Raw genomic sequence first — 24,686 nt, 5'->3', positions numbered from 1 at the left:
CTGAGATAACTGTTTGAAGATGTAGAGGCCAATGAAGTGACGCGAGGGGCGGGCTTGCTCGGCTACTCATCATTATCCGATACCATCGCTAGCTATCGGAATGCCGATAGCTAGGCAGAATTGCCCGCTGATATTCGCACCAAGGATCGACCCTCATGTTTGACAACATTCCGTGCTCAAAACCCATCCGCGCTCAACTTCAGTCACTTTGGCATGACTGGTGTGAACTGGCGGAGGCCGCGCTTGTTGTTGAGGTGGAGAGCTTGTTGGCAGAGCCATTGCTTGCGCAAGGAGTGGCTCGGAGCTTAATTGGTTCAGAATTTTTTTATCAACAGTGCTGTCGCCGCCCAGAGCTTTTACGGGATTTGTTGCTTAAACAAGATCTTGGACTCTCCCTGCCGACCATAGAAAGTGATGAGGAGTTAGACCTTCAATTGCGCTTATTACGCAACCGGGTAACGACTGAGGTCATATTTCGCGATTTTGCCGGACAGTGGGATATTCCCCAGGCATGTCTGCGCCTTAGTGAATTGGCAGAGCTATCCATTCGCACGGCGATGCAATGGCACCATGAAAAGTTAGTGGATCGCTATGGGGAGCCTCGTAGTAGAGCTGGCGATAGTCAGTCGATGGTGGTGTTGGGGATGGGCAAATTGGGAGCCCGGGAACTCAATCTCTCATCGGATATCGATCTGATTTTTGCTTACCCAGAGCCCGGTTATACCGATGGCGAAAAGAGTGTAGAAAATCAGCAGTTTTTCCAAAAACTCGGCCAGCGCTTGATTAAATCGTTGGATGGAATCAATGCGGATGGTTTTGTTTTTCGTGTAGATATGCGTTTGCGTCCCTACGGTGACAGTGGTCCCCTGGTAAGCCATTTCGCTGCTCTGGAGGACTATTACCAAACTCAAGGGCGTGAATGGGAGCGCTACGCCATGGTCAAAGCTCGCCCTGTTGCTGGCAGGGAGGAGTTTGCTGAAGAGCTGATGGAGTTGTTGCGCCCATTTACTTATCGCCGCTATATCGATTTCAGTGCTATTGATGCTTTGCGTGAAATGAAAGCCCTGATACAGCGGCAAGTGCGCGCTCGTGGTTTAACGGACAATATCAAACTTGGACGGGGCGGCATACGCGAGTTGGAATTTATTGCCCAGGCATTCCAGTTAATTCGCGGAGGGCGCGAACCCGCGCTGCGCGAGCGCAGCTTGCTCAAGCTACTGCCCCTTTTGGAAAGTGATGGCCATGTTGAACCGGGAGTGGCCAGTGAACTGACCAATTGTTATTTGTTGCTGCGGAGAGTTGAACACGCTCTTCAGGCATACCGGGATCAGCAGACACAGGCGCTCCCAGCTGAGGAGGAAGAAAGGGAAAAATTGGCATTTGCCCTGGGCCGCGATAATTGGGAGCAATTGGAGAGTGAGCTGGTCGATGTTCGTTCCTTAGTTGAGCGGGAGTTCGATACTGTAATCGCTCCACCAGAGGAGATGGCCGCCCCCAGTGTGGCTGAAGAGTGGCAGGGACTCTGGGCAAGTTGCGCCGATGAAACTGCGAATGAAGAGAATTTGCAGATTTTGGAAAGTGCAGGGTTTCTTCCTCCACCGCAGGCACTCGAGCACTTAAAGGAGCTGTGCCAGTCAACAATGGTTGCGGCACTACCTGCTTCTTCCCGTGCGCGCCTGGACCAATTTATGCCTACGCTACTGGCCGCAGCAGGGTTACAGGCTGATCCCTTGTTAGTGCTAACCCGTGTTTTACCTTTAGTGCGCTCAGTACTGCGTCGCAGTGCCTATCTCGTCCTGATTAATGAAAATCCCCCCGTGCTCAACCAGCTGGTGCGCCTCTGTAGTGCCAGTCCGTGGATTGCTGAGCAACTTGCGCGCCATCCAATTCTGCTGGATGAGTTACTGGATTCCCGCAGGTTACTAGCACCCTCTACGGCGGCAGATATTGCCAATGAGCTGCGTCTCGAATTGTTGCGGATCGATCCTGAAGATCTGGAATTGCAAATGGAGGCGCTTCGATATTTTAAACAGAGTCAAAGCCTGCGCATTGCGGCACAAGAGGTGAATGGTGTCCTGCCTTTGATGAAAGTCAGTGATTCCCTTACTTGGTTGGCAGAGGCGATATTGCAGCAGTCATTGCAACTCGCCTGGGCACAGATGGTGGATAAATACGGTGTGCCTGCGGGGGCCTCGGCAGAGGATATGCACTTTGCCATTATCGCCTACGGAAAGCTGGGGGGATTGGAGCTTGGCCACGGTTCTGACCTGGATATTGTTTTTGTGCACGATGCAGATGCGATGCAGGTTACCGACGGTAAAACCAGTATTGATAACCTGAGCTTTTTTACCCGACTAGCACAGCGACTTATCCACATATTGCAAACCCGTACATTGAGCGGGCCTCTTTATGAGGTAGACACAAGACTGCGCCCTTCGGGTAATTCAGGACTCTTGGTGACTTCATTGGCTGCCTTTGAAAAATACCAGAGGGAGAGTGCCTGGACCTGGGAGCATCAGGCGCTGGTGAGAGCTCGATCTGTCGCCGGTAGTCTCCGCCTGAGTGAGTCGTTTCAACAGTTGCGTACGAAATTGCTTTGCCAGTCGCGAAAGAGCGATAAATTGCGTGATGAGGTGGTGGAAATGCGCAATAAAATGCGTGCGCACCTCGATAAGAGCAACGATAAAAAGTTTGATCTAAAGCACGGTGAGGGCGGTATTGTCGATATTGAATTTATGGTTCAATATGCTGCTCTGGCCTGGGCAAAAACTTCGCCCTCGATCGTGCGGTATACCGATAATATTCGCATTCTCGAAAGTCTAATTGACGCAGGCCTGATGCCGGCCCAACAAGCCGGACATCTGATCGACGCCTACAAAGCCTACCGATCTGAAGGTCATCGCCTGGCACTACAACAACTGCCAGGGATTGTGAGCGATGACCAATTCACAGCGGAAAGAAAGACCGTTCAAACAAACTGGCAGCAATTACTCGGTTAACACCGGGTTTCTACCTGCTGCCCGATTAAACTGTTTTTCAGGATTTGTAGGAGTTACCCATGTCTTTTGCCGACCGCGACGGCGTTATCTGGTTTGATGGTGAATTGGTTCCCTGGCGCGATGCCCGGGTGCATGTCCTCACTCATACCCTGCACTATGGAATGGGGGTGTTTGAAGGCGTACGGGCTTATGAAACCGGTAACGGCACCAGTATCTTTCGTATGCAAGAGCACACCCGTCGGTTGTTTCGCTCTGCAAAAATAATGAATATCCCAATGCCCTATAGCACTGATGAGCTGAATGAAGCTCAGCGGCTTGTGGTGCGCGAAAATAACCTGCGCCAAGCGTATCTAAGGCCAATGGTATTTTACGGGTCAGAGGGAATGGGGTTGCGAGCGGAAAATCTTTCAACCCATGTGATTGTCGCTTCCTGGGAATGGCCCAGCTATATGAGCCCCGAGGCGCTGGAGCAGGGGATTAAGGTGAATACCTCCTCATACACCCGACACCATGTGAATATCAGCATGTGTAAGGCGAAAGCCAATGGTAACTATATAAACTCGATGTTGGCGTTACAGGAGGCGGTGCGCAATGGGTGCGAGGAGGCGTTATTACTGGACCCCGAGGGTTATGTTGCTGAGGGTAGTGGAGAAAATGTCTTCATTGTTCGCGATGGGACTATATATACCCCGGAGCTGACTTCATGCCTGGATGGAATTACCCGCGATACAGTTATTGAGCTGGCACGGGAGTGCGGCTATAGGGTGCTAGAGAAGCGTATCACTCGGGATGAAGTCTATATCGCTGACGAAGCGTTTTTTACTGGCACAGCGGCGGAAGTATTGCCCATTAGTGAATTGGATGGGCGTTCTATCGGCAGTGGTCGCCGCGGCCCTATCACAGGGCGTTTGCAAAACCTTTATTTTGATGTGGTACATGGGCGTAGTGCCGCGCATCGGGGCTGGCTCAGTGATGTGGCGGGCCAGGCGGAAGTAAAAATGCGAATAGCATGACGGAAAATAAAAACCCGGCAGATGCCGGGTTTTTATTTTAAGTAAGGTTTACTTAGTAAGAGCTGGTGGTGTCCGGGCGCCCTACGCAGTAATAATCAAAGCCTGCCTCGCGCATTTCCTCTGGTTCGTACTGGTTGCGTCCGTCAAACACAACCGGGGCACTGAGAGCGCTGCTTACTTCATCGATATCAAGAGATTTGAACTGTTGCCATTCGGTCGCGACAATCAGGGCGTCGGCACCTTGTAAAGCCTCTGTCTTGGAGTCGCAAAGGGTCAGGTCTTCGCGATCGCCAAAAATTCGCTGACACTCCTCCATGGCCTCAGGGTCAAATGCCCGCACCTTCGCACCCTGCTCCCACAATCGAGCTAACAGCACACGGCTTGGGGCTTCGCGCATATCATCTGTATTGGGTTTGAATGACAGGCCCCAGAGCGCAAAAGTTTTGCCCTGAATATCTCCGTTAAAATGACGTTGTATTTTTTCGGCGAGATAGTGTTTCTGGCGCTCGTTGCGGGATTCCACGGCGGCGAGAATATCTGCAGCAATGCCCAGCTGTTGAGCCGAGGAAATCAGGGCTTTCACATCTTTCGGGAAACAGGAGCCACCGTAGCCGATACCTGCGTAGATAAACTGGTAGCCAACTCGTGGGTCTGAGCCGATTCCGGCCCGAACTGCTTCAATATCAGCGCCCACTTTATCGGCAATATTTGCCATTTCATTCATAAAGCTGATCTTGGTTGCCAGCATGCAGTTGGCGGCATACTTGGTCAGCTCCGCACTTTTTACGTCCATCACCAGGATTTTTTCGTGATTTCGGTTAAATGGTGCGTACAGGTGGCGAAGCTTCTGCTCTGATTCCTCTTCGGAGGTGCCGATAATAATTCGATCCGGGCGCATACAGTCATTGAGCGCCGACCCCTCCTTGAGGAATTCAGGATTGGAAATAATATCAAATGGCAGATCAGATCGGTCCCGCTTGGTGAGCTCTTCCTCAACAGCAGCCCGCACCTTATCGGCAGTCCCCACGGGTACTGTGGACTTATTGATAATATATTTCTTGCACTCCATGTATTTGGCGATGGTTCTTGCAACAGTTAACACATGGCGAAGATCTGCTGAGCCGTCCTCATCTGGAGGAGTGCCCACAGCGATAAAAATTAGCTCACCGTGTTCTACACCAAAGGCGGCATCGGTTGAAAAAGATAGATTGCCTGTGGTGATACTGTTTTTCACCATAGGCTCCAGGCCGGGCTCATAAATAGGGATAATTCCCTGCTTGAGGCGGTTGATCTTGTCCGCGTCTATATCGATACAAACTACTTTATTGCCAGCTTCAGCTAAGACTGCTGCTTGCACCAGGCCCACATAGCCGGTGCCAAATACGGTTACATTCATCAGTGTGACTCTATCTCTCAGCGGTTACTGTTTTTGAGGGTTACTTTCTTGGATAGTTTTACACTGGCTCAAACCCCGGTCTTCAATGCTGCTTCGCGCCAGCAGGATAGCCAGGGGGATCCAGTAAAAGAACCAAATATAATTGGGCTTAGCCAAAGGTTGCTGGGCGTATATCAGCATTGCCAGTACACCGAACAGGAACCAAGTGAAATACAAACCAGGAATCCAACTCAAAAGTCTTTCTTTGGATCTCACGGTCCACAGAGTTGCAAGCCCTTGCCAGATACAGGCTGCCAGCCCCAATAGCCCGCTAAAACGCGCGATATCCAGAAGAAAATTGTGTGGATGGGGCACCATCCTGTTTAGTGCAATAAATTTCTTATGCACTAAACCCTGGCCAAAAAGTGGGGCTTGCAGGAACTCCTCAAAGGCTTTTTGCCAGAGTGTCAGACGTATAGAGTAAGCGCTACCCCGGTGTAGGAGTGGCAAGTCACCATACAAGGCAAAATAAGTCAATGGCAAAACACAGACGATAGCCACAACAACTAAAATTTTCAGCAGGCGAGAAAGGTTGCCGAATACAACCAAGAAAATTGAAAAGCCCGCCATAACAATTGGGACTTTAGTTTGTGACAAAACTATGTAGATACAGGAAGTGAGTAAGCCTGCTCCTGATAACCAGCGCCAAATACGGGGCTCTTGGTAGAGACCATAGCAACAAAAAAGAGCGTGGAAGCCAAATAGCATTCCTGTTTTATCAATATTACCCTCAAGAGATATACCGCCAATCCGGCGGAGATCCTGGAGACCGCCATCAAGGGAATAAGCAATTAGCGAGGCAATACCGGATAGCAGTCCAATCACAATAAGCGAGAGTAATAGCTTATGGAGGACGTTGTCGCCGTACTGCTCCAACAGGAAGAAAACAGCGCAGTAGAATAGAGCTAAGTATAATACCAATTTCCAGTAGTAATCAGATTGCCTATAAACATCTGCGGTATCCGGAGAGGCCCATAGTGTTGATAGCGCTAGAGTGATTGGTAGGCTACAAAAGGTTAGGAATTGCCAAGAAATTAAGAAGTGATAGCTCTTCCTCCATGCCAGCAGCAGAAAGGCTGTGGGTAGTAAAGTTAGATAAAAGCTGGTTTGTACCCCTGAAACCTTGGGGGAAACATAGTAGCCACATACCAGCAGAAATAACCCAAGAAAGGCCCATTTGAGCAGACCTGAAATCCACAGTGAGCTTTGCTGGCGATAAACGGGCTGGGAAAGCTTGTTTAGAGTACTTCCAAGTTCAGGCATAGGTGCAAACTGTCGGCCATTCAGAAAATTTTGTATTTAGATGCGCGGAAATAGGCTGTATGGGTGAGTACTATATAAAAGTCTGTTGTCCATGAACGCTCTAATTTTGCTTTTTAGTGATAATTGTTGGGCTTTACACAAAGTAGTAGCGGATGCCTGTTTGGCTGAGCGCTTTAACGGGGTCTCCTGAGAGGCATGGATTCACCGGGGGCACCCTTTGGAACTCCCTGGAAGGAGTATACTGGATGTTTTGGGGCTCCCATAGCCTTGTTACAGTAGCTCCACTGGAATGCGCTAGGTACACTGCCTTGTATTCCGGCGTTTCAGTAGTTTAGGGGCCTATCTTGCAACTTATTATTTGGCGTTTTTTAGATGGCAACCGGGCTCATGAAAAGCAGAGCGCAGCTCTGATTGAAGGGGTGAGCAGGAGTTATATCGGGGAGGTGCAGGTTTTTGATATATCACCAGAATATACAGCCAGCCGTATTCTCCTGAAAGCGGGAGAGGAGCTGGAAGAGTTGCCAGCCCCCGACTTTTTGATCGGCACAGGTCGCCGCAGCCGACTTCCCATGCTGTCTGCCCGTTGCCGGTTTGGTGGTCGCGCGGTGGCAATTAACCGCCCTTTGTTGCCCTATAGCTGGTTTGATTTTGCGGTCGTCCCCGAACACGACCGTCCGCCCCCTCTACCTAATGTGATTGTGAGTCAGGGCGCACTGACTGAACCCCTCGAGAGCGATGTACTGCAGCCCGGAAGGGGGCTTATTTTATTGGGTGGGCCCAGTAAGCATTACGGTTGGGATGTTCTCTTAATCCGGGAGCAAGTTGAGAAATTATTGGCTCACCCTTTGAGTTGGTGTATCTCTGACAGTCGGAGAACACCGGTGGGCACCATGGAGCAGCTGGAGAAAAGTCGTGTTGAGTTGGTTGACTGGCGTTCTTGTCCGGCGGGCTGGCTTCAGAAGCAGTTGTCGGAAGCGGAGACAATCTGGGTCACAGAGGACAGTATCTCCATGCTATTCGAGTCGTTACAAAGTCGGGCCCAAGTCGGTGTAATTCGGGTTCCGAGTCGCAGAAAGTCCAATAAAGTACGTTCAGCGGTATTACGACTTTTGGATCAAGGTTTGGTTAGTGAAAAGCTCGAGGTGAAGGCAGGAGGCCAGCGTGACCCCCTGGATCAATACCTATTGTGTGCTCAAGCATTGTTGCGCCGATCAGGATTGCCAAGCCGTTAGCGCTTGAGCCCCTCAGCTTCAAATTTTCGCCAGGGGGTTTCCTTATCGGAGATCTCCCATTCGACTCTCAGCCACATACGCTCGATACGGCGACGGATATAGCGTCTTGCAAAGTAGCTGGAGACTTTTGGGAGGGGCAAAAAAGAAGCGCAACCTAACCCATCAATCAGGTAGGTTTGCAGTTTGCCCTGCTCTTTTCGCAGGACCAGGTTGTGAGCAATCAGGTTCTTGGTGAGAACCTCATATTCAAGCAGCCACTCAGAAAAACGTTGTAAAGATGTACGTACCTCGACATTGAGACCGTATTTGTTCAGGTATTGGCGCAGGGTGGGCGCTGGATTTCCATCACTGTCCAGAATCATATCGGTGACAGCTGCAGGGCCTAGGTTGGTCTCCTGAATTCCATACCAGCGTGGTAAATGCTGCCAGAGTTCCTCTCGATCACTAGCAAAAGCTCGCTGGCTATAGCCCTCCAATTCGCGAAGGTTATCATCGAAATAGGACTCTCCTCGCCAGGTTTTGTACCAGGGGGCTCGCCCCAATAGCTCCGCTGTTCGACCGGGGCGCATCACTTTGACACAAATTTCAGGCTGCTCCGGATGTCGGTAGCAAAAGCGATTGCCCCCACTGGCAAACGGCTCGCTTTGGCTTAAATCAATCACTCGGGTTCGCTCCGGTACGCTCTGTGAGTAGGCTTTTATAGATTTCAATGGTGTGTTCGGCCTGTCTTCCCAAAGTGAAATCGGTAGATAGGTGAGGCTTCTGTTCAGGGCCGTCGAGCAGCTCTTGAGTACGCACGAATAAAGCTTTTGAATCATTGATATCAACTAGCCCTTGAGGGAAACAGGCATTAAGCGACTCTGCCGGGCCCCCAATGTTATAACCGACAATAGGTGTGCCAATCGCAGCGGATTCTATAATGGTTCTGCCAAATGGCTCGGGTCGACGTGATAGGTTATACACCAAACTGGACGCACTATACCAGTGGCGTATATCACTACGATGACCAACCAGGGTAAGGTGGTTCTCAAGCTTCATTGAGTGAATTTTTTGCTCCAATTCATCGGCGTAGTGCTGCTTATTCTTCTCCGCTCCGCCGAGAATGATACCGTGGACATCAGAACGGTTTTGGACTAGCTGGTGAATTAGATCGATAAAGTCTTCTTGCCCCTTCCAGCGGGTCAGTCTGCCGGGTAAGAGGAGCCAGCGCTTGCCGGCAAGCTGGGGGAAATCCTGGTGTACTTTTTGGTACCAGGATTCCGATGGCTGGACATCGGGATTGAACTCATCTGTATCTACACCCCGGTATACGATCTGTGGGGGGCGCTTTAAATCGTTTGCATAGTTCTCCAGTAAGTAGCTATTCACACACTCTGAGATGGCGATTACCTGTTCGGTTTTCGCCATAATCGCACTATATCGATTTATCGAGTAAAGGCCATGAGCCGTACTGACGAGACGAGGGCGTTCAGCGGGGTCAAGGCTTCGCCAGGCAAGATAGGCTAGCCAAGCCGGAACCCTGGAACGCACATGGATGATGTCGGGCTTCTCACGAGAGATAACTTCTCGAAGTGGCCTGACCTGTAACAGGCTGAAGAGAGACTTTTTGTGGATTGGAAGTTCAATATGGGCTGAGCCTTCAGCTTCCAGCTGCTCAACCATGCTTCCCCCACTGGAAACGACGATTGACTGATGACCGCCTGCTACGAAGTAGCGGGCAAGATCAACGGTCCCCCTCTCAACCCCCCCAGAGTTCAGGGCGGGTAAAAGTTGCATAATTTTCATGGGGAGATATACCAGGACTTATGAGATTGATTTTTTGAATTAATTTGACTAATGGGTTGTGTTTCAGCGGGGAAGGTTAGGCACGAGTATATGATATAGAGCATAGATGCCCTGATAAAGCGTTTGGCAAAAGTGGTATTATAGACAGGTCATTCTTAAGGGTATAGGCTGATTCTTTTTTAACCCAGCTCACGAAGCTTATATCCGATTTGTCCTTGGTCGTAATCTGGAGTTTACATTGCACCCTTTGTTAGTGATCTGTATTTGTACTTATCAGCGACCAGAGCGGCTTCGCAGTTCTCTGCAAAGTCTGGCCAAGCTCCAGCTACCTACAGGCTTAAATGTGGCTGCACTGGTTGTCGATAATGATTCGGTCACTCAGGCTGGTAGAGAAGTTGTGGAGGAGTTGTCGGGAAGCTTTCCCTTCACCCTCAACTGTGCAGTAGAAGAGCGGCGGGGAATCCCTTGTGCACGCAATCGCTGTATCGATGAACTGGATAATATGGGGGCTGACTACCTGGTTTTCATTGATGATGATGAGTGGGTAGAGCCCGATTGGTTAATCCAGCTATATGATTACTCACAAAAGCTGGGGGGCAGTAGCGTGGTTTGTGGCAGTGTTGTTCGGCGTTGGCCGGATTCTGTGCCTGCCTATTACTCACGTATTTTTTATCGGCAGAAACGAAAGACTGGAGAACAGCTCAACTACTGTGCGACCAGCAATGTATTAATACCGATGAGCAGTATCCGCTCGCTAGGCCTGAGGTTTAATGAGCAGGACCCTCTAGGTGCCGGTACAGATGTGATTTTTTTCACAGAGTTTAAGGCCAAGGGCGGAAAGATTGTTTACTGCCTGGAGGCGAGGGTTTACGAGGCGGTACCGGAGAGTCGCGCCAATATGCGTTGGTTGTCGCGTAGAAAATTCTCCGCTGGTATCACTCTGGCAAAGCATAAACTTGCCAAAGGTCGCGGTCATACCAGCATCTTTGTATCAGCTCTGGGACAGCTGTTGATCTCCAGCATAGGCTGTATTTTAGGATTGATTTTCGGTGGAAAGCGCTTGGGTTCTGGGCCTTGGCTCCGCGCTTGCCGTTCAGCCGGCATGGCTTGTGGTGTTTTTGGGGTGCGCTCTGAGTTTTACCGGGTGGTCGATCACTAATGGCCTGAGGCCTTCCTTACGGGGGTGTTTTACCTGGAAGAGATAACCGTCATCATTGCACTTTCTTTGGTGGCAATATTGATCTTTAGGTGATCCCTGCTTCATGCAAATATTTTATTCCTGGCTCTTCCGCCTGTTTTTACCTGTTGTCCTTTTGCGTCTCTGGTGGAGAGGGCGTAGCCAGCCGGCCTATCGGTTGCGTTTAAGAGAGCGTCTGGGTCAGGTTCCAAAAAGGCACAGCCGGGCACCGTTAATCTGGGTCCATTCTGTATCTGTAGGAGAGACCCTAGCCGCCGTACCAGTGATCTCTAAATTGGCTGCGCTACATACAGACTGGCAGTGGTTGGTAACGACTACAACTCCAACCGGATCCGAGCGCGTACAAGAAGCCTTGCAGCCAATTCTTGGTGGCCGCTTACTTCACTACTACCTTCCCTATGACCTCCCTGAATGCCTGGTGCCATTTCTCAATGCGCTTAGCCCGAGTGCATTGGTGATTATAGAGACTGAGCTTTGGCCCAACCTACTCAAGCTCTGCTCGAGCAGGAAGATCCCAATTTTATTGGCCAATGCACGGCTCAGTGAAAAATCTGCACGAGGTTACGGGCGTTTTCCCTCTTTGAGTCGAACAATGTTAAACAACCTGGATCGTGTTGTTGCGCAATACCCTGCGGATATGCAGCGGTTTATCGATCTGGGATTACCAGCGGAGAGAGCAGTAGCCAACGGCAATATCAAGTTTGACCTCAGTATTGATATGGGCCTGGCCAGTGAAGCTCAGGCGCTGGCGCACCAGTGGCGGGGGGAGTCTTCCAGGCCTATATGGCTGGCGGCTAGTACCCATGTGGGTGAGGATGAGGTGATCTTGGATGCCTTCTCTATTTTGAAGAGAGAGATTAAAGATCTTTTACTCGTGTTGGTGCCCAGGCATCCACAGCGTTTTGATGGTGTTGCCCGCCTGTGTCGGGAGCGTGGCTTTGCCCTGGTTCGAAGGAGTGAAGGCACAGCCATTAAAGCTAGTGATGAGGTTATTCTGGGAGACACGATGGGGGAGTTACTGCGTTTCTATGGAGCCAGTGATATTGCTTTTGTGGGAGGTAGCTTGGTTTCTGTTGGTGGCCACAACATGATTGAACCCGCTGCCTGGGGTGTGCCAGTTATTTCCGGTCCCCACCTGCATAACTTCGCCACTGTATCCAGTTTGTTGCAGGAGGCTGGAGCCATGGTTGTAGTCGAAGACAGTGAATCGATGGCTTCACAAGTTCAGGCTTGGCTGGAAGATGTGGGGCAAAGAAAAGCCGCCGGTCAGAGAGGGAAAAAAGTAGCTTCAGAAAATAGTGGTGCTTTGCAGCGCTTACTGGGCGAGGTGGAGCGGCTGGCTACACAGAATGAAGACCAGAGAGAGAATAAAAATCCTGCTCTCTGGTAGATGCGTATACGCAGTTACTTCGAAGGTGCTGGAAGGCTGGTACCGCCAGTTTCCTCTACGCGAGAGACATTATTTGCCGGGTTCAGCATCATATCCAGATCCTGAAGGTCTTTAGGGGATAAGAGCCCTGCAGCTTGCTTCAAACTCAGTGAATTCAGAATGTAGTCGTACAGCGAGTTGGCGTAGTCAGTTTGTGAATCAAACAGGGTCCGCTGAGCCAGGAGCACATCTACAATATTTCGGGTGCCTACTTCGTATCCCGCCTGAGTGGCATCCAATGCACTCTTGGCGGAAACGACGGCTTGCTCACGGGCCGCTACTCTCGATACATCGGTGACAACAGCGCGGTGCAGGGTGCGCGTGGTTTGTATGGTATCTCTCTCTGCAAGAACACTAAGGTCCTGGGCCTGGAAGGCTTGGTTTCTAGCCTGGCGACGGTTGGCACTGAGGAGGCCACCAGTAAAGATGGGTACGTTTACAGTCACCCCTGCACTTGTTCCCCATTGGTCAATATCTTGGGGGTAACGCAAAAATTGGCTGCCTGTTATGTCGCTGAATCGATTTTTCTCGTTACCATCTTGAGTGAGTTTATTATATGAAAGCGAGCCAGTGACAGTGGGTAGGTGTTCACTGGCTTCTGCCCGAGCGTTATAGCGGGCGGCATCGGCTCCAAGTCGTGCAGCTTTAAGGACAAAGTTGTTGACGAGGGCAAACTCAACCCAATCGGCGCGATCTGAAGGCACCGGCGGAGCTACCTGGAAGTCATCTACCAGAGGAGCTACTTGATCATGGTAGCCTCCCGTCAATACTGATAGAGCATCAAAATTACTGAGGAGGTTGTCTTGAGCTGTTAAACGCCGGGCAACGGAACTGTCATAGGCAGCCTGGGAGTCGTAGACATCAGTAATTGCTGTTAGGCCGACTTCGAAGCGCTGTTGCGTCTGTTCCAGCTGTTTAGCCAGGGCTTGTTCTTCGGCAGCAGCTGCCTCGAGGACGTCATAAGCACGTAATACGTCAAAGTAGGCGGTGGCGACACGAATCATCATTTCTTGCTGGTTAGCACTGAATTCTGCTGTCGCCTGCTCTGTTAATCTCTTGCCCTGTTGATAATCGAACCAGGCAGGGGCATCAAAAATGGCCTGGGTCAGGCTGGCACTATAGGTTCTTTCTTGTAAGGAATTGCTAGTTTGGCTCCTAAAGTCCACTAGTTGGACATCACTGTCGTCGCCATTTTCACTCAAATCCAGTAACTGAGCAGAATTTCGGCTCCTATCAGAGTGAGTTCTAGCAGCTTCAAAAGTAGCATTCACCTGAGGAAGTAATAGTGCCCGGGCCTGGTATTTAGTTTCGATATCTGCATGGTAAGCGGCGCGATCAGCTGCTAATTGGGGGTCATTCTCCAGGGCCTGTGTATAGATATCCCACAGGGTGTCGGCTTGTGCCTGCATGGCGCCCAGGCCCAGCAGCGTAGCGGCGATTAGTTTTTTCAGCGGACGCAACTTGCGGCCTTGCGGCTCTGTGCGGTTACTTCTTTTCATCTGTTTCGACTTCCTGTGGAGGGTACGGTCTTCAAGCTTTTGCAAGTTATTTGGAGCTGGTGTCATGTAGTGGGGATATAGAGGGCTCCAGCTTGCGGTTATTACTAATATTGCCAGTCTCCCCAATAGCAGTCGCGAGAGTTTACCCGGGGTCAAACCGACCGTCGAGACGGCAATCGGCTTTTTGCTATATCTTCGTTAAACCGACACCTATGTGCGTTTATCGGTAATTTCTTGGCAATAACTAGGGCCCATTGAATAAGGTTGAGGGCCTATATTTCAATAGACGCGCCTCATAAGCATTTGGATGCGGCAAAAATTGTGCAGAATAAGGCAAGGACTGACTGTCCATGAATGAGGAGCGCAACGCAGTGCTGACCGATTGGCAGAGGGTCTGTCACGAATGCGATCTACTTTTAACCGGCGGCTTGGCGCCTCCGGGACAAAAGCTAATTTGCCCACGATGTCACTGTACTTTGCATCGCAATGGCAATCATAGTATTTACTACACTCTGGCTCTCAGTCTAACCGGCCTATTACTGTTCATCCCCTCTGTTAGCTTGCCGTTGCTCGACTTTTCCCTGTTCTCATTTGGTGCAGAAAGTACCTTGCTTAATGGCGTTTACTCTCTTTTCAAGGCGGGGTTTATTTGGCTCTCGGCGCTGGTGCTTTTCTGTAGCGTTCTGGCTCCGGTAGGTAAATTTGCCCTGTTGTTATTTATTTGTTGGGGCAGTGCTTGGGCCTGGCTTGACCGACCGGTATCCAATGCCGTGCGCTTTTACCAGAACTTAAAAGAGTGGGGCATGCTTGATGTCTATATGCTCGGAATTTTGGTGGCCCTGATTAAATTACGGGATTTGGGCAAGATGGAGGTAGAACCGGGGCTGTACTGTTTTGGTGCCATGATGCTACTGGCAAATCTCTCTTCCCTGAGTTTTGACCAAACAGCAATTTGGCACCGCTTAGCACAGCGTCGTGCGCTTAAGGGACAAACTTGTGAATAGCGTACCGAATAAAGGTTTAAAAAAAGGCTTAACCAGCTGCCTGTGCTGTCATCAATTAATTATTCTTCCCCAAAATGGTCGTTGCCGATGTCCGCGCTGTGGAGCGAGAGTACACAGCAGAATCGAAGGAAGCTTGATGTTAACTTGGGCTCTGACGATTACTGGCACTTTATTGCTTTTACCTGCCAATGTATTACCGATAATGACAGTAGTTTATTTAGGTGCCGGTGATCCCAGCACCATCATTAGCGGGGTCATGCAACTCTATAACTCGGGAATGTGGGGAATAGCTTTAATTGTCTTTGTTGCCAGTATTGCAGTTCCTGTGATGAAGCTACTGGGATTGGGATTGCTCCTGATCCAAATTCAGTTGCGCCTGTCCTTCGACCCCATTCAGTCCATGAAAATATATCGAGTAGTTTCCGGCATCGGGCGCTGGTCACTCTTAGACTTATTTATGATTTCAATTTTGGTGTCGCTAGTGGATATGGGATTTATTTCCCAGGTAACTGCTGGAGCCGGTGCTACGGCTTTTGCCTCTGTGGTAGTGGTGACCATGTTGGCGGCACGAACTTTCGATTCCCGTTTAATTTGGGATGCCTATGACGGAGATTTATATGAGTCTGCAGTAGAGCCAGAAACGGCTCATAGGAGCGCCGCAGAAAATGGCTGATGAGCTGCCCCCGCAGGATACGAGTGATGCGTCTCGCTTGGATGGAGGCGCTCAGCGGGGAGTAGTGCGCGCAAGCAGGGGATTACCCCTAGTGTGGATTTTACCTTTGATCGCGGGGCTGATTGCTCTCTGGTTGCTATATCAGGATTTGTCAGAGGGAGACGTTAAAGCCACTATTTTATTTCATTCTGGCGACGGCTTGGTAAAAGGAAAAACGGTGGTCAAATATTCCGGGGTCGATATTGGTATGGTCCAGGATGTGCGCCTTGTACCTAATGCGAAAGAGCTGAATGGAGCCGATGGCGTTCTGGCAGAAGTTAGTTTAAATCGCAGTGCAGAATATTTATTGGTAGAGGGCACTGAGTTTTGGGTAGTAAAACCCGAGTTATCTATTACCGGTATTAGCGGTTTGGAAACTCTACTTTCAGGCAATTACATTGCCGTTGAATCAGGTAGTGGAAAGCGCAAGCGCAACTTTGTTGCCCTGGATCAGCCTCCTGCATTTATCCGTGGGGATGGTTTGCGTGTTGTTTTGCAGTCCCGTCGTTTGGGCTCTTTAAGTCGTGGATCGCCAGTATATTATCGTCAGTTGCGAGTCGGTCAGGTAGCAGATTACCGTTTGGATCGAAACGGAACTGAAGTCAGTATCGAATTATTTATTCGTCGGGAATATGCCTATCTGGTTCATCGGGGCAGCCGCTTTTGGAATAGTTCAGGGATCTCTATTGAAGGCGGTATAAGCGGTATCAGTGTCAATTTAGAATCCCTGGCAGCACTTTTTGCCGGGGGCGTAAGTTTTTATACCCCGGAAAATCAACGTCAGTCTCCACTCGCTGTAAATGGTAGTGAGTTTGAGTTATATAAAAATTTTGCCGCAGCAGATGCGGGAATTCCAGTGACATTAAATTTCGATCAGGGGGTGAATGTTACTCCGGATTCTACGAAGGTTTACTATCAGGGCATCCAGGTAGGGGAAGTCAGTGGGACCAAGGCAAATCGCCGTTTGAATGGTATGGAAGTCAAAGTTCTGATGGATCCGACAACAGATGAATTGCTCACCGAAAATACCCGTTTTTGGCTAGCCCCCCCGACCTTCGATTTTACTGGCGGACTAAACGATTTAATCCAAGGTAATCGCATAGAAGTAGACTTGCGCAAAGGACAGCGCTCCCAGCGCAATTTCACTGCGCGAACCTCTGCGCCACCGATGGACCCCCGTGTGCCGGGGCTGCATTTACGCCTCACTTCACGCAATCCCGGGTCTTTGCAGCGGGGCGCACCGGTTTATTTTCGCCGTATAGAGGTAGGAAAAGTGCAGGGAATGGAATTGCGTAGGGATGGCGAGGGGGTAGAAGTATATGTGGTGATAGAGCCCCGTTATGCTCACTTTGTGCAGGGAGGCGTTCGGTTCTGGAATGTGAGCGGGTTGCGGGCTACAGCAAGCTTGACCGAGGGGGTGGAAGTGGAGGCAGATTCGCTGATGTCACTTCTGCGCGGCGGTATCGCCTTTGGTATACGCCGGGAAGACCTTGGAAAAGGCGGGCAGGCAAAAAATGGAGACCAGTTCCCTCTTTTCAGCAGTCGGGAAGCGGCTATGGAGGGGGGAATACAAATTCAAGTCAGCCTTGTCAGTGCCGAGGGGCTGAGAGTTGGAGCACCGTTGCGCTACCGCGGGGTACAAGTTGGAGAGATTACTCGCCTGAGACTCGATCGCTCTTTGGGCGAGGTGTGGGCCAGGGCCAAGCTTTATCACCGTGGAGAGCAGTTTGCTCGGGAGGGCACACGTATATGGGTGGTTTCCCCGCAAATTAGCATCGATAAGATCGCCCATTTGGATACCCTGATTACAGGGCGATACCTGGCGCTTGAGCCCGGCTTAGGTGATCCTCAGACAAAGTTTTACGCTTTGGAACAGGCACCGGAAGAGGATCTTGCAGAAACTTTTACCCGCCCTGGACTGGGAATTATCCTGGATGCTGCGAGGCGAGGATCTCTGGTAGCAGGGAGTCCGGTTTATTATCGTCAGGTAAAAGTGGGAGAGGTTACAGGTTTTTCCTTGGGGGAGTATGCTGATCGAGTGTATATCTATGTTCATATCGAACCCCAATACCAGCCCCTGGTGCGAGAGCACACGGTGTTTTGGAATGCCAGTGGCGTCGATGTGAATTTCGGCCTGAAAAGTGGGCTTAATATCAACACAGAATCGGCTCAGGCCCTGTTACAGGGGGGGATCGCATTTGCCACGCCAGAAGCCCCTTTTATGGGATTTGAAGTGGAGTCGGGCAGCCATTTCCCTCTCTACCCGAAAGCTGAACCCAAGTGGTATACCTGGAGTCCTAAGATAGAACTTTACGGCACGGTCGAACCAGTAAAATAAGTACGGGAATGTAGGAGTTTTTATGCGCTATTTATTAACAGGCTTGCTGAGTATCTTGGTATTGGCGGGTTGCCAGGAGATACAGGTTGAAAAAGCCGCTACCGGGGAGCCACCGGTTGCCTTTGCCACGTATAAATGGGGGGTAGCGCCGTTGAGTGGCTCAGAAGATGCCTCTGCCCAGCTGGTGGAGTTGGATGAAGAAATGCGCGATACCGTTGCCGCAGAGTTACAGCAACGAGGATATCGCCAAGTCTCCCAGGACCAGGATGCGGATATGGTGGTGGATTACCAGGTTGCAGTAGTCGATGAGTTTTTCTCCGGTGATACCCGGGATCCCAGCTGGGACAAACAGTTTGATAGCAACGCTCCACAGGATGTAGTGGAACTACCGCCCCTGACAGATGCCCCCTTGGTGATTATGAGTGTGGGTATTGGGCGCCCGGGCGGGGCTGTGATTTGGGGGGGGAGAGCCAGCGAATTGTTAACACGCCCCGATAGTATTGAGCAGCGTCAACGACTGATCGCCAATGGGGTTAGCGCTCTTTTGCGGGATTTGCCCCAGGCCTATCAATAAGTACGATTTGGCACGAAACGAAAAATACGATTTAGCAGCCACCGGGTATTCGGTGGCTGCCATTCACCGCTAGCGCCCTTTCTTCATCAGGTTTTCGTATAGATCGATATAGGAGTCGACGATAACCTGTTTCGCATAAGTCGTTGCGTACTCCTCGGCCGCATTTTCGATCAGGCTTTGGCGCAATTCCGGCGACTCGATAACGGACTTCATGGCTTTGGCCAGTTCATCGGCATTATCGATAGGGGTAATCAGACCGGTTTTGCCATTGGTAATCACTTCTCCAGGGCCCTGAGAGTCTGTCGCTACTATAGGGCAGCGATGGGCCCAGGACTCCATCACAATAGAGCCCAGGCCCTCATGTCGAGAAGGGCACACGAACATATCCGCAGTGCGCATCAGGGTGGTGACATCATTGCGCCAACCGAGGAAGCGAACCCGCTCTTCCAGGCCGAGTTGGTGGCATAGGGATTTCAACTTGCTCTCCTCAGGGCCGCTACCAGCGAGCCACAAAGTGGCATTGGGAACCTGGGTGAGTGAATGCAGGAGGGTGTCGAACCCTTTATTGATATGCAGGCGGCCTGCAGCCAGGATCAGGGGCCGGTCTTCCGGAGTATTGAAGCTGTTTCTAGGCAGCGGATTAACTGGTGTCTCATCGGCAAAATTGGGGATATGGAAAATTTTATCCTTGGGGATGCCTCCGTCCCTTAAATGCTGGCAGATACCTTTGCTGATGCCGATCCAATAATCTGCGTGACGGTAATACTTCAGGTTGTAATAGTGCCCTAGGCGGCTTACCAACCGGTATTTTTCAGAGTTGGGGGTGATTGAAGTGGCACGTCCCATCCAAGTCATCACGATATCCGGTTGCCATTGGTTCAGGGCATCGCGGTATTTTTTTCGGCCGAGAAAATCCAGCTTGCCACCAAATTTAAAACCTTCGGTTTCAACATTGTTGCTACGCAGTGCCTGTACCCGGTGATCGTGGTTGCGAATAAACGCTTTTTCTGTAATTTCGCTGCGGGGATTTAATCCACTGACGAGACGCACAAAGAAATTCTCAGCACCACCGTGCTCAGCACCGGCGAGTATCTGTGCGACTCGAATTGGGTTATTACTCATAATCTATTGCATCTGATCGAATAGGGTGGGTGCAACACTACCTGAGTGTGCCATCCAGATTGATATCTTGAGCCCAAGCATAGTCGTGGCTAAAGGGCTGTAGGCTTGTGGCTTCGACAATATACTGAGCGTAGAGCTTCGAGTTCATTTCATTGTGGAAAAATTCCCTGGCCCGTGCGGCCCAGGCGCGCCGCTTGGCATCGTCACCGTTAAATTCGCGGATTTTTTCCAGTAGGTCCTGCTCATCGGAGAAATAAACGACGCTCTCCGCAGGCAGCAAGTCATCAAAATGTAATTTATCACTGGTGAACTGCAAAATACCGTTGCCCGCCAACTGCGCCATACGTGCTGAGGAGTACCAGTAATGGGTATCCTGGCGATTGAAATTCAATCCCATTTTGGTTTGAGATAGAGCGTGGTCGTAGTCGCGGCCCCAAACGGGTGCCTCGCCGAAGCTGCCATAGGTTTTAAAGTTCAGCGAATTCCCCAAGGCATCTTTCAGGTTTTTAACCATTTGCAAACGCTTGGTGAAATTATTGCTGTTACTGCAGAAAAGCAGGTCGATGGCTAAATCTGTGCGTTCAGCGTTATTGAGGTTTTCAATCGAGGGTTCAACCGGGTTCGGCATGTGATAAACACGAGCACCAAAGCCCTCAAAAATTTTCAGTTCTCTTCGCCCGGTGGATACAAAAACTGCATCGGCGACCTCCGCGCGGTATTTGATTCGCTCGACATTGCTGGGAACAAAGAGGGGATCATTATTGCAGTGAGCGATAAAGCAATTGGGCAGGCGTTGCTTAATGGCCTTCAGGGTGTCGTTAGTAATCATATCGCAGTGGCCTGCGATGATCAGGTCTGGCTCAAAGGCCTCGACAGTTTCCATCAAGCGTCGGTTCGCCTTTTTTACACCCAGGTCGCGAATACCAAAGGGAGCCTCAAACGCGGCGATATCGCGGTCGCTGAACACTTGGGTGTAGTGGTCATTTTTAATCAGGCCGAAGGTAAGCTTTTGTGCCCAGCTAACCCTTGTCTTGCCATAGCGCCGTAGCTGCTGATAGGCGATATTCAGCACTCTCATGTTGTGTACTCTCGAAATTCAACACGGAAACCCGGATAGCCTCTGCAGTCAGCGGCTGGTACGGTGGGCGCAGAGTATAACAGCTGGTACCCCGGTCTTGTCGCGGAGCAGCGCAGCAAAACCGAAACCTAGGGAAAGACGAACCATGCCACAAGATAACAGTCGAACTGATTTAAACCCGGAGTTCACCGCTGATGCGGTAGACATAATTTCCAGGGAAACCGTGTTTAAAGGATTTTTCACTATGGTGCGCCTGCGACTGCGCCACCGCTTGTTTCGCGGAGGTTGGAGCAATGAAATAGAGCGGGAACTGTTTCAGCGCGGAGAGGCCGTTGGAGTTCTACTTTACGATCCTGTCAGGGACCTGTTGGCGCTTACCGAGCAATTCCGCACCGGTGCCCTGGGACGCCCAGCAGGGCCTTGGTGTCTTGAAGTGGTAGCCGGTATGGTGGAGAAAGGGGAGAGTGTGGAGGATGTAGCGCGCAGAGAGGTGTTGGAAGAGTCTGGATGCACTGTGGACGACCTGCATTTTATCCACAGTTATATCCCCAGCCCCGGGGGCAGCTCGGAGCGGATACATCTGTATTGTGCCCTGGTAGATTTGGAGCAGGCCGAGGGCGTATTCGGCCTGGCTGAGGAAAATGAGGATATCCGTTTGCGGGTATTTCCGAGGCAGAACGTCGTAGATGCGATGCGAGGGAATTACGGCCCGGGAGAAAACCCGATAGACAATGCCACCACACTGATTTCGGTGCAGTGGCTAGAGTTAAATCGGAAGCAGTTTACTCATATGACGCCATCCGCCTGAGCGGTCACAGCTCTTTGCGCTACTTTACCCGCACAAAAGGTAAACTGAGATGTAAGTCACGGCGACAAATGAATTGGAGTGTTGATAATGGCTCTAGTACGAGAGGTAGGTGCGCGCCAGCGCAGGCAGATGAAAATGTCGCCAAATGGCAACAGTAAAGCAGTATATCGCGTCGATTTACCGTCTTATCATGCCGACTGCGACGCTAACTACCTACGTCTACTGAGGCTGCTACCTGAGCTTTCAGAGAGAGAGCAATGGTGCTACCAAATCCCTGGTGGCAGCTTAAAGCTGAGAGTGGTAGCGAGATCCAGGTACACGACAGAAGTGTCACTGGACGCAGAGGTAAATCTCAGTGAAAGCCACTGGCTGGCATCTCCTAACCTAACCGCTCGTCTCTATCACGATGCGCGGATGGCAGAGGTGATAACAGTTAATGGCTGTGGGCCGGTAGGTGGTAAAGGAGTGGATATCGCTTACCCAAATCCCCGTATGCAGCGCGCAGATGAGAGGCCTCAGGCCAACCGTTTTCTCGGTGAGTGGCTTGAGTACTGTCTTGCAAATGGTCGCGCAGAATTTCAATTAGTGCTGGATGGCCGAAAAATTTAATTCTGCGGTAGAACACATGGATGTGATTACAAGGTGAGCAAGTGATTCGCGAGCACAATGAGCCTAGCAGGTCCGATGAGACCAATTCATATCGTCTGATCCAAATAACAGACCCACACATTGGCAGCCGGCCGGATTATCAATTACTGGGTTTGGATACCGGTCATACTTTGGATGAGGTACTGTCCGCAATCGTTTCCAGACAGCAGGCAGCGCAACTGCTGGTGGCGACAGGAGATATTAGCGCGAATGGGGCCGAGGCCTCTTACCGCCGGTTTCTTCAGAAAATGCGCAGGGTGCAGAAACCTTGGTATTGGCTACCGGGGAATCACGACTTAAGCTCTCGTATGAAACAGCTGGCCCCACAACGCTGTACAGAAGTGGTTGCCTTAGGAAATTGGCGCCTCTTGCTTCTCGATACCAGTGTTGAAAACCAGATATGTGGCGGTCTCAGCGAAGCTCAGCTTGAGCGTTTGCAGCTGCTGCTTTGGGAAACCCGGGAACACCCGGTAATGATCATGATGCACCACCAGCCGGTGCAGGTGGGTAGTAAGTGGATTGATGGCCATATGCTGCGCGATGGACGCGAGCAACTCTTGCAAATGGTATCCAAAGCGCCCCAAGTCAAAGCGCTCGTGTGGGGCCATGTACATCAGCAGTTTGATAACCATGAGGGCCGGGTCGGCTTACATGCGACACCCTCCACTTCTGTACAATTTACTCCGGGTAGTGGGCCATTTGCTGTAGACGACGAGATGCCGGGATATCGTTGGTTCGATTTATATGATGACGGTAGCTATAAAACCGGGGTCGAACGGGTTGAGGTTTCAAAATACTCTGTCGATTTTGCGTCTTCCGGCTACTGAGTCACCTCTCCTTGAAATGTGCCTACTTTTTTGAAGTCCCACTTTGTGGGATTTCTATCGTTTTATTTGAGAGTTTCTAGCTCGTCTTTATTTGTAAAGCCTCCCTTTACGAACTTACCATTATCTTTTTTGTCTTCTGACCGTACAATGAAATTTCCCCAGACTTATGATCATTGATGATATTTGTTTAATGGGGCAAACCAGAATCAATAGTAGTATTTGACAGTTGATAAAATACGCTAATAGGTACTGGGGTTTTATTTGTGCTACTGCCCCTCATTTCATGCGTATTTTGCAGCTACTCCGTCAGTTAAGTGGATAACATCGGGAAGTGAGGAATAATAATGAACAGAATATTTGTTTTACCGCTCATTGGCTTGGCGTTATTAGTCGGCGCCTGTGCACAGAACCCCAGTAAGGTGGGAGAGTCAAAGCTGGCAGTGCAGGAGGATAGCCAAGGTTTGGTTCCCAGATCCAGCTCGTTGGATGAAGTTGCCGCAGCCTTTGCTTTTGATATGAGCGGCTCCAAAGTGTTTATTGCCCCTGTGCAAATTGACTACACCAAGCGCTTTTCTTCGGTGCCGCGCACCCGCTACAGAGAGAAAGATTACGAGCTGGATGATAGGGACCTACAGCAGATGAATGCACTGTTGGTCAAAACGTTTGCCGAGAAGTTTCTCGAACCCCGTAACAGCGTGGTAGCAGAGGAGCAGGAAGAGGCAGATTACACATTGTCCTTATCCCTGGAGAAATTTTCGGTAGCTGCGCCACTGGACCCCTCTCCCTGGACCTGGCGCGTCTACACCGAGCAGAGTGCCTATGGCGTACTGGTTGGAACTCTTTATGATCGAGAGGGCAATGCAGTGATGCGCTTCCGGGATCGTCGCGATATCGGTGAGAACTTTGGTGCCTATGGCCCGGGTGGACGCTTGGAGCGCTTTACCAGTGTTACTTTCTGGTCTGATATGCGTGTAGATATGGGGCGGGCCTTTGCCAGTTTGAATCGCACATTGCTGTGATTCCCACACGGTTTGAGGCTTCTGGTTACATAGCGCCCCCGATTGACGATATGGGCGCTATAATCACCGCCTATGCAAACTAATGATCTTCAGGGAAGGCCGGTGCTGATATATCTGCACGGCTTCCTTTCATCACCACAGTCCTTCAAATGCCAGTTGATGCGGGAACGGCTCCAGGCCCAATACCCGCATGTTACCTTCTGTGCACCGCAGATTCCTCCCTATACAGGGGAGGCGCAGAAATCTTTGGTGGCTCTTGTGGAGGATCTCCTTCGGCAGTCCGATAGGGGGCCCATTGGACTGGTAGGGAGTTCTATGGGGGGGTTTTGGTGCACTTACCTTGGTGAGCGCTTCCGATTGCCCGCTGTACTGATAAATCCCGCAGTGCGCCCCGCGCGCTTTATTCCAGCCTATGTGGGGAAGGTTTTAAAACCCTATAGCGGTGAAGAAGAGGAATTCCGTCTTACCCAGGTTGATGTAGATGCCATGCAGTGGGTACAGGCTGAATTGGAGAAGCCGTTACAGAGTCGCTACTGGTTACTCGCCCAGCGCGGGGATGAAGTTCTGGATTATCGCGATGCGCAGGATTTCTACCAAGGGCAACGCCAGACCATTGAAGACGGTGGCGATCATAGTTTTCAGGAGTTCGCACGTTATTGCGACCCTATCACCGAATTTCTATTTAACGAGCAGTAATCAATAA

General features: G+C 50.6%; 21 protein-coding genes. 14 read left to right on the top strand and 7 right to left on the bottom strand.

Annotated features, from left to right (window positions below; translation table 11 throughout):
- Nucleotides 1-155 precede the first annotated feature (155 nt).
- Both glnE and ACJJIQ_RS18190 read left to right on the top strand, forming a co-directional pair.
- On the top strand, nucleotides 156-2,999 hold the full coding sequence (gene glnE, locus ACJJIQ_RS18195; protein ID WP_445362651.1) for a bifunctional [glutamate--ammonia ligase]-adenylyl-L-tyrosine phosphorylase/[glutamate--ammonia-ligase] adenylyltransferase: 2,844 nt from the start codon (nucleotides 156-158) through the stop codon (nucleotides 2,997-2,999).
- Between the two features lie 59 nt (nucleotides 3,000-3,058).
- A complete protein-coding gene (locus ACJJIQ_RS18190) occupies nucleotides 3,059-4,012 on the top strand; it encodes a branched-chain amino acid transaminase (RefSeq protein WP_445362650.1) in 954 nt (317 codons plus the stop codon).
- 52 nt (nucleotides 4,013-4,064) lie between these two features.
- Here the strand turns inward: ACJJIQ_RS18190 and ACJJIQ_RS18185 are convergent, their stop codons facing one another.
- Both ACJJIQ_RS18185 and ACJJIQ_RS18180 read right to left on the bottom strand, forming a co-directional pair.
- A complete protein-coding gene (locus ACJJIQ_RS18185) occupies nucleotides 4,065-5,408 on the bottom strand; it encodes a UDP-glucose dehydrogenase family protein (protein ID WP_444940579.1) in 1,344 nt (447 codons plus the stop codon).
- A gap of 24 nt (nucleotides 5,409-5,432) precedes the next feature.
- Nucleotides 5,433-6,710 (bottom strand): O-antigen ligase family protein, encoded by a 1,278-nt coding sequence (locus tag ACJJIQ_RS18180; protein ID WP_445362649.1) that lies wholly within the window; start codon nucleotides 6,708-6,710, stop codon nucleotides 5,433-5,435.
- A 344-nt stretch (nucleotides 6,711-7,054) separates the two neighbouring features.
- On the opposite strand from ACJJIQ_RS18180, the gene ACJJIQ_RS18175 reads away from it, so the two are divergent.
- Nucleotides 7,055-7,942, top strand: coding sequence for an ELM1/GtrOC1 family putative glycosyltransferase (locus tag ACJJIQ_RS18175; RefSeq protein ID WP_445362648.1), 888 nt, complete (start codon nucleotides 7,055-7,057; stop codon nucleotides 7,940-7,942).
- Here the strand turns inward: ACJJIQ_RS18175 and ACJJIQ_RS18170 are convergent.
- Nucleotides 7,939-8,604 (bottom strand): YrbL family protein, encoded by a 666-nt coding sequence (locus ACJJIQ_RS18170; protein WP_445362647.1) that lies wholly within the window; start codon nucleotides 8,602-8,604, stop codon nucleotides 7,939-7,941. The two genes, ACJJIQ_RS18175 and ACJJIQ_RS18170, sit on opposite strands and share 4 nt — an antisense overlap.
- On the bottom strand, nucleotides 8,597-9,727 hold the full coding sequence (locus tag ACJJIQ_RS18165) for a glycosyltransferase family 4 protein (RefSeq protein ID WP_445362646.1): 1,131 nt from the start codon (nucleotides 9,725-9,727) through the stop codon (nucleotides 8,597-8,599). The genes ACJJIQ_RS18170 and ACJJIQ_RS18165 overlap by 8 nt, the downstream gene beginning before the upstream one ends.
- A gap of 238 nt (nucleotides 9,728-9,965) precedes the next feature.
- Between ACJJIQ_RS18165 and ACJJIQ_RS18160 the strand changes: the two genes are divergently transcribed.
- Both ACJJIQ_RS18160 and waaA read left to right on the top strand, forming a co-directional pair.
- Nucleotides 9,966-10,886, top strand: a complete 921-nt coding sequence (locus ACJJIQ_RS18160; RefSeq protein WP_445362645.1) for a glycosyltransferase family 2 protein — start codon at nucleotides 9,966-9,968, stop codon at nucleotides 10,884-10,886.
- A 103-nt stretch (nucleotides 10,887-10,989) separates the two neighbouring features.
- The gene (waaA, locus tag ACJJIQ_RS18155; RefSeq protein WP_444895904.1) at nucleotides 10,990-12,315 is read left to right on the top strand and encodes a lipid IV(A) 3-deoxy-D-manno-octulosonic acid transferase; all 1,326 of its coding nucleotides are present in this window, start codon (nucleotides 10,990-10,992) and stop codon (nucleotides 12,313-12,315) included.
- 14 nt (nucleotides 12,316-12,329) lie between these two features.
- Here waaA and ACJJIQ_RS18150 read toward each other — a convergent pair whose 3' ends face one another.
- On the bottom strand, nucleotides 12,330-13,853 hold the full coding sequence (locus ACJJIQ_RS18150) for a TolC family outer membrane protein (RefSeq protein WP_445362644.1): 1,524 nt from the start codon (nucleotides 13,851-13,853) through the stop codon (nucleotides 12,330-12,332).
- Between the two features lie 350 nt (nucleotides 13,854-14,203).
- Between ACJJIQ_RS18150 and ACJJIQ_RS18145 the strand changes: the two genes are divergently transcribed.
- The 4 genes from ACJJIQ_RS18145 to ACJJIQ_RS18130 all read left to right on the top strand — a co-directional run bounded on the left by ACJJIQ_RS18145 (nucleotide 14,204) and on the right by ACJJIQ_RS18130 (nucleotide 18,481).
- Nucleotides 14,204-14,857, top strand: a complete 654-nt coding sequence (locus ACJJIQ_RS18145) for a paraquat-inducible protein A (protein ID WP_445362643.1) — start codon at nucleotides 14,204-14,206, stop codon at nucleotides 14,855-14,857.
- A gap of 136 nt (nucleotides 14,858-14,993) precedes the next feature.
- Nucleotides 14,994-15,530, top strand: a complete 537-nt coding sequence (locus tag ACJJIQ_RS18140) for a paraquat-inducible protein A (RefSeq protein WP_413663550.1) — start codon at nucleotides 14,994-14,996, stop codon at nucleotides 15,528-15,530.
- Complete coding sequence (locus ACJJIQ_RS18135; protein ID WP_445362642.1) at nucleotides 15,523-17,907, top strand: PqiB family protein; 2,385 nt, start codon at nucleotides 15,523-15,525, stop codon at nucleotides 17,905-17,907. The genes ACJJIQ_RS18140 and ACJJIQ_RS18135 overlap by 8 nt, the downstream gene beginning before the upstream one ends.
- Nucleotides 17,908-17,929: 22 nt before the next feature.
- On the top strand, nucleotides 17,930-18,481 hold the full coding sequence (locus ACJJIQ_RS18130) for a DUF4136 domain-containing protein (RefSeq protein ID WP_445362641.1): 552 nt from the start codon (nucleotides 17,930-17,932) through the stop codon (nucleotides 18,479-18,481).
- Nucleotides 18,482-18,550: 69 nt separating this feature from the next.
- On the opposite strand, the gene ACJJIQ_RS18125 is transcribed toward ACJJIQ_RS18130, so the two are convergent.
- Both ACJJIQ_RS18125 and ACJJIQ_RS18120 read right to left on the bottom strand, forming a co-directional pair.
- Nucleotides 18,551-19,603: a glycosyltransferase gene (locus ACJJIQ_RS18125; protein WP_444915365.1), complete on the bottom strand. Its 1,053-nt coding sequence runs from the start codon at nucleotides 19,601-19,603 to the stop codon at nucleotides 18,551-18,553.
- A gap of 37 nt (nucleotides 19,604-19,640) precedes the next feature.
- On the bottom strand, nucleotides 19,641-20,681 hold the full coding sequence (locus ACJJIQ_RS18120) for a glycosyltransferase family protein (protein ID WP_445362640.1): 1,041 nt from the start codon (nucleotides 20,679-20,681) through the stop codon (nucleotides 19,641-19,643).
- Nucleotides 20,682-20,826: 145 nt separating this feature from the next.
- Between ACJJIQ_RS18120 and ACJJIQ_RS18115 the strand changes: the two genes are divergently transcribed.
- The 5 genes from ACJJIQ_RS18115 (at nucleotide 20,827) to ACJJIQ_RS18095 (ending at nucleotide 24,679) form a co-directional block, all read left to right on the top strand.
- Nucleotides 20,827-21,489, top strand: coding sequence for an NUDIX domain-containing protein (locus ACJJIQ_RS18115; RefSeq protein WP_445362639.1), 663 nt, complete (start codon nucleotides 20,827-20,829; stop codon nucleotides 21,487-21,489).
- Nucleotides 21,490-21,576: 87 nt separating this feature from the next.
- A complete protein-coding gene (locus tag ACJJIQ_RS18110; protein WP_445362638.1) occupies nucleotides 21,577-22,098 on the top strand; it encodes a DUF1249 domain-containing protein in 522 nt (173 codons plus the stop codon).
- A 41-nt stretch (nucleotides 22,099-22,139) separates the two neighbouring features.
- Nucleotides 22,140-22,964 carry a 3',5'-cyclic-AMP phosphodiesterase gene (cpdA, locus tag ACJJIQ_RS18105; protein WP_445362637.1) on the top strand — a complete coding sequence of 275 codons (825 nt, stop codon included), beginning with the start codon at nucleotides 22,140-22,142 and terminating at the stop codon, nucleotides 22,962-22,964.
- A 344-nt stretch (nucleotides 22,965-23,308) separates the two neighbouring features.
- On the top strand, nucleotides 23,309-23,983 hold the full coding sequence (locus tag ACJJIQ_RS18100) for a hypothetical protein (protein ID WP_445362636.1): 675 nt from the start codon (nucleotides 23,309-23,311) through the stop codon (nucleotides 23,981-23,983).
- 102 nt (nucleotides 23,984-24,085) lie between these two features.
- On the top strand, nucleotides 24,086-24,679 hold the full coding sequence (locus ACJJIQ_RS18095) for a YqiA/YcfP family alpha/beta fold hydrolase (protein ID WP_445362635.1): 594 nt from the start codon (nucleotides 24,086-24,088) through the stop codon (nucleotides 24,677-24,679).
- The last annotated feature ends 7 nt before the right edge of the window (nucleotides 24,680-24,686 follow it).

It is taken from the genome of Microbulbifer maximicatervae (SeqCode) (genome assembly GCF_052468295.1).
This window is presented reverse-complemented; position numbering and strand designations above follow the sequence as displayed.

What these genes read in the sequence shown, in the direction of transcription:
- glnE (WP_445362651.1), top strand. Translation starts at nt 156, where the DNA reads ATGTTTGACAACATTCCGTGCTCAAAACCCATCCGCGCTCAACTTCAG.
- ACJJIQ_RS18190 (WP_445362650.1), top strand. Translation starts at nt 3,059, where the DNA reads ATGTCTTTTGCCGACCGCGACGGCGTTATCTGGTTTGATGGTGAATTG.
- ACJJIQ_RS18185 (WP_444940579.1), bottom strand. Translation starts at nt 5,408, where the DNA reads ATGAATGTAACCGTATTTGGCACCGGCTATGTGGGCCTGGTGCAAGCA.
- ACJJIQ_RS18180 (WP_445362649.1), bottom strand. Translation starts at nt 6,710, where the DNA reads ATGCCTGAACTTGGAAGTACTCTAAACAAGCTTTCCCAGCCCGTTTAT.
- ACJJIQ_RS18165 (WP_445362646.1), bottom strand. Translation starts at nt 9,727, where the DNA reads ATGAAAATTATGCAACTTTTACCCGCCCTGAACTCTGGGGGGGTTGAG.
- waaA (WP_444895904.1), top strand. Translation starts at nt 10,990, where the DNA reads ATGCAAATATTTTATTCCTGGCTCTTCCGCCTGTTTTTACCTGTTGTC.
- ACJJIQ_RS18150 (WP_445362644.1), bottom strand. Translation starts at nt 13,853, where the DNA reads ATGAAAAGAAGTAACCGCACAGAGCCGCAAGGCCGCAAGTTGCGTCCG.
- ACJJIQ_RS18145 (WP_445362643.1), top strand. Translation starts at nt 14,204, where the DNA reads ATGAATGAGGAGCGCAACGCAGTGCTGACCGATTGGCAGAGGGTCTGT.
- ACJJIQ_RS18140 (WP_413663550.1), top strand. Translation starts at nt 14,994, where the DNA reads ATGTTAACTTGGGCTCTGACGATTACTGGCACTTTATTGCTTTTACCT.
- ACJJIQ_RS18135 (WP_445362642.1), top strand. Translation starts at nt 15,523, where the DNA reads ATGGCTGATGAGCTGCCCCCGCAGGATACGAGTGATGCGTCTCGCTTG.
- ACJJIQ_RS18130 (WP_445362641.1), top strand. Translation starts at nt 17,930, where the DNA reads ATGCGCTATTTATTAACAGGCTTGCTGAGTATCTTGGTATTGGCGGGT.
- ACJJIQ_RS18125 (WP_444915365.1), bottom strand. Translation starts at nt 19,603, where the DNA reads ATGAGTAATAACCCAATTCGAGTCGCACAGATACTCGCCGGTGCTGAG.
- ACJJIQ_RS18120 (WP_445362640.1), bottom strand. Translation starts at nt 20,681, where the DNA reads ATGAGAGTGCTGAATATCGCCTATCAGCAGCTACGGCGCTATGGCAAG.
- ACJJIQ_RS18115 (WP_445362639.1), top strand. Translation starts at nt 20,827, where the DNA reads ATGCCACAAGATAACAGTCGAACTGATTTAAACCCGGAGTTCACCGCT.
- ACJJIQ_RS18110 (WP_445362638.1), top strand. Translation starts at nt 21,577, where the DNA reads ATGGCTCTAGTACGAGAGGTAGGTGCGCGCCAGCGCAGGCAGATGAAA.
- ACJJIQ_RS18100 (WP_445362636.1), top strand. Translation starts at nt 23,309, where the DNA reads ATGAACAGAATATTTGTTTTACCGCTCATTGGCTTGGCGTTATTAGTC.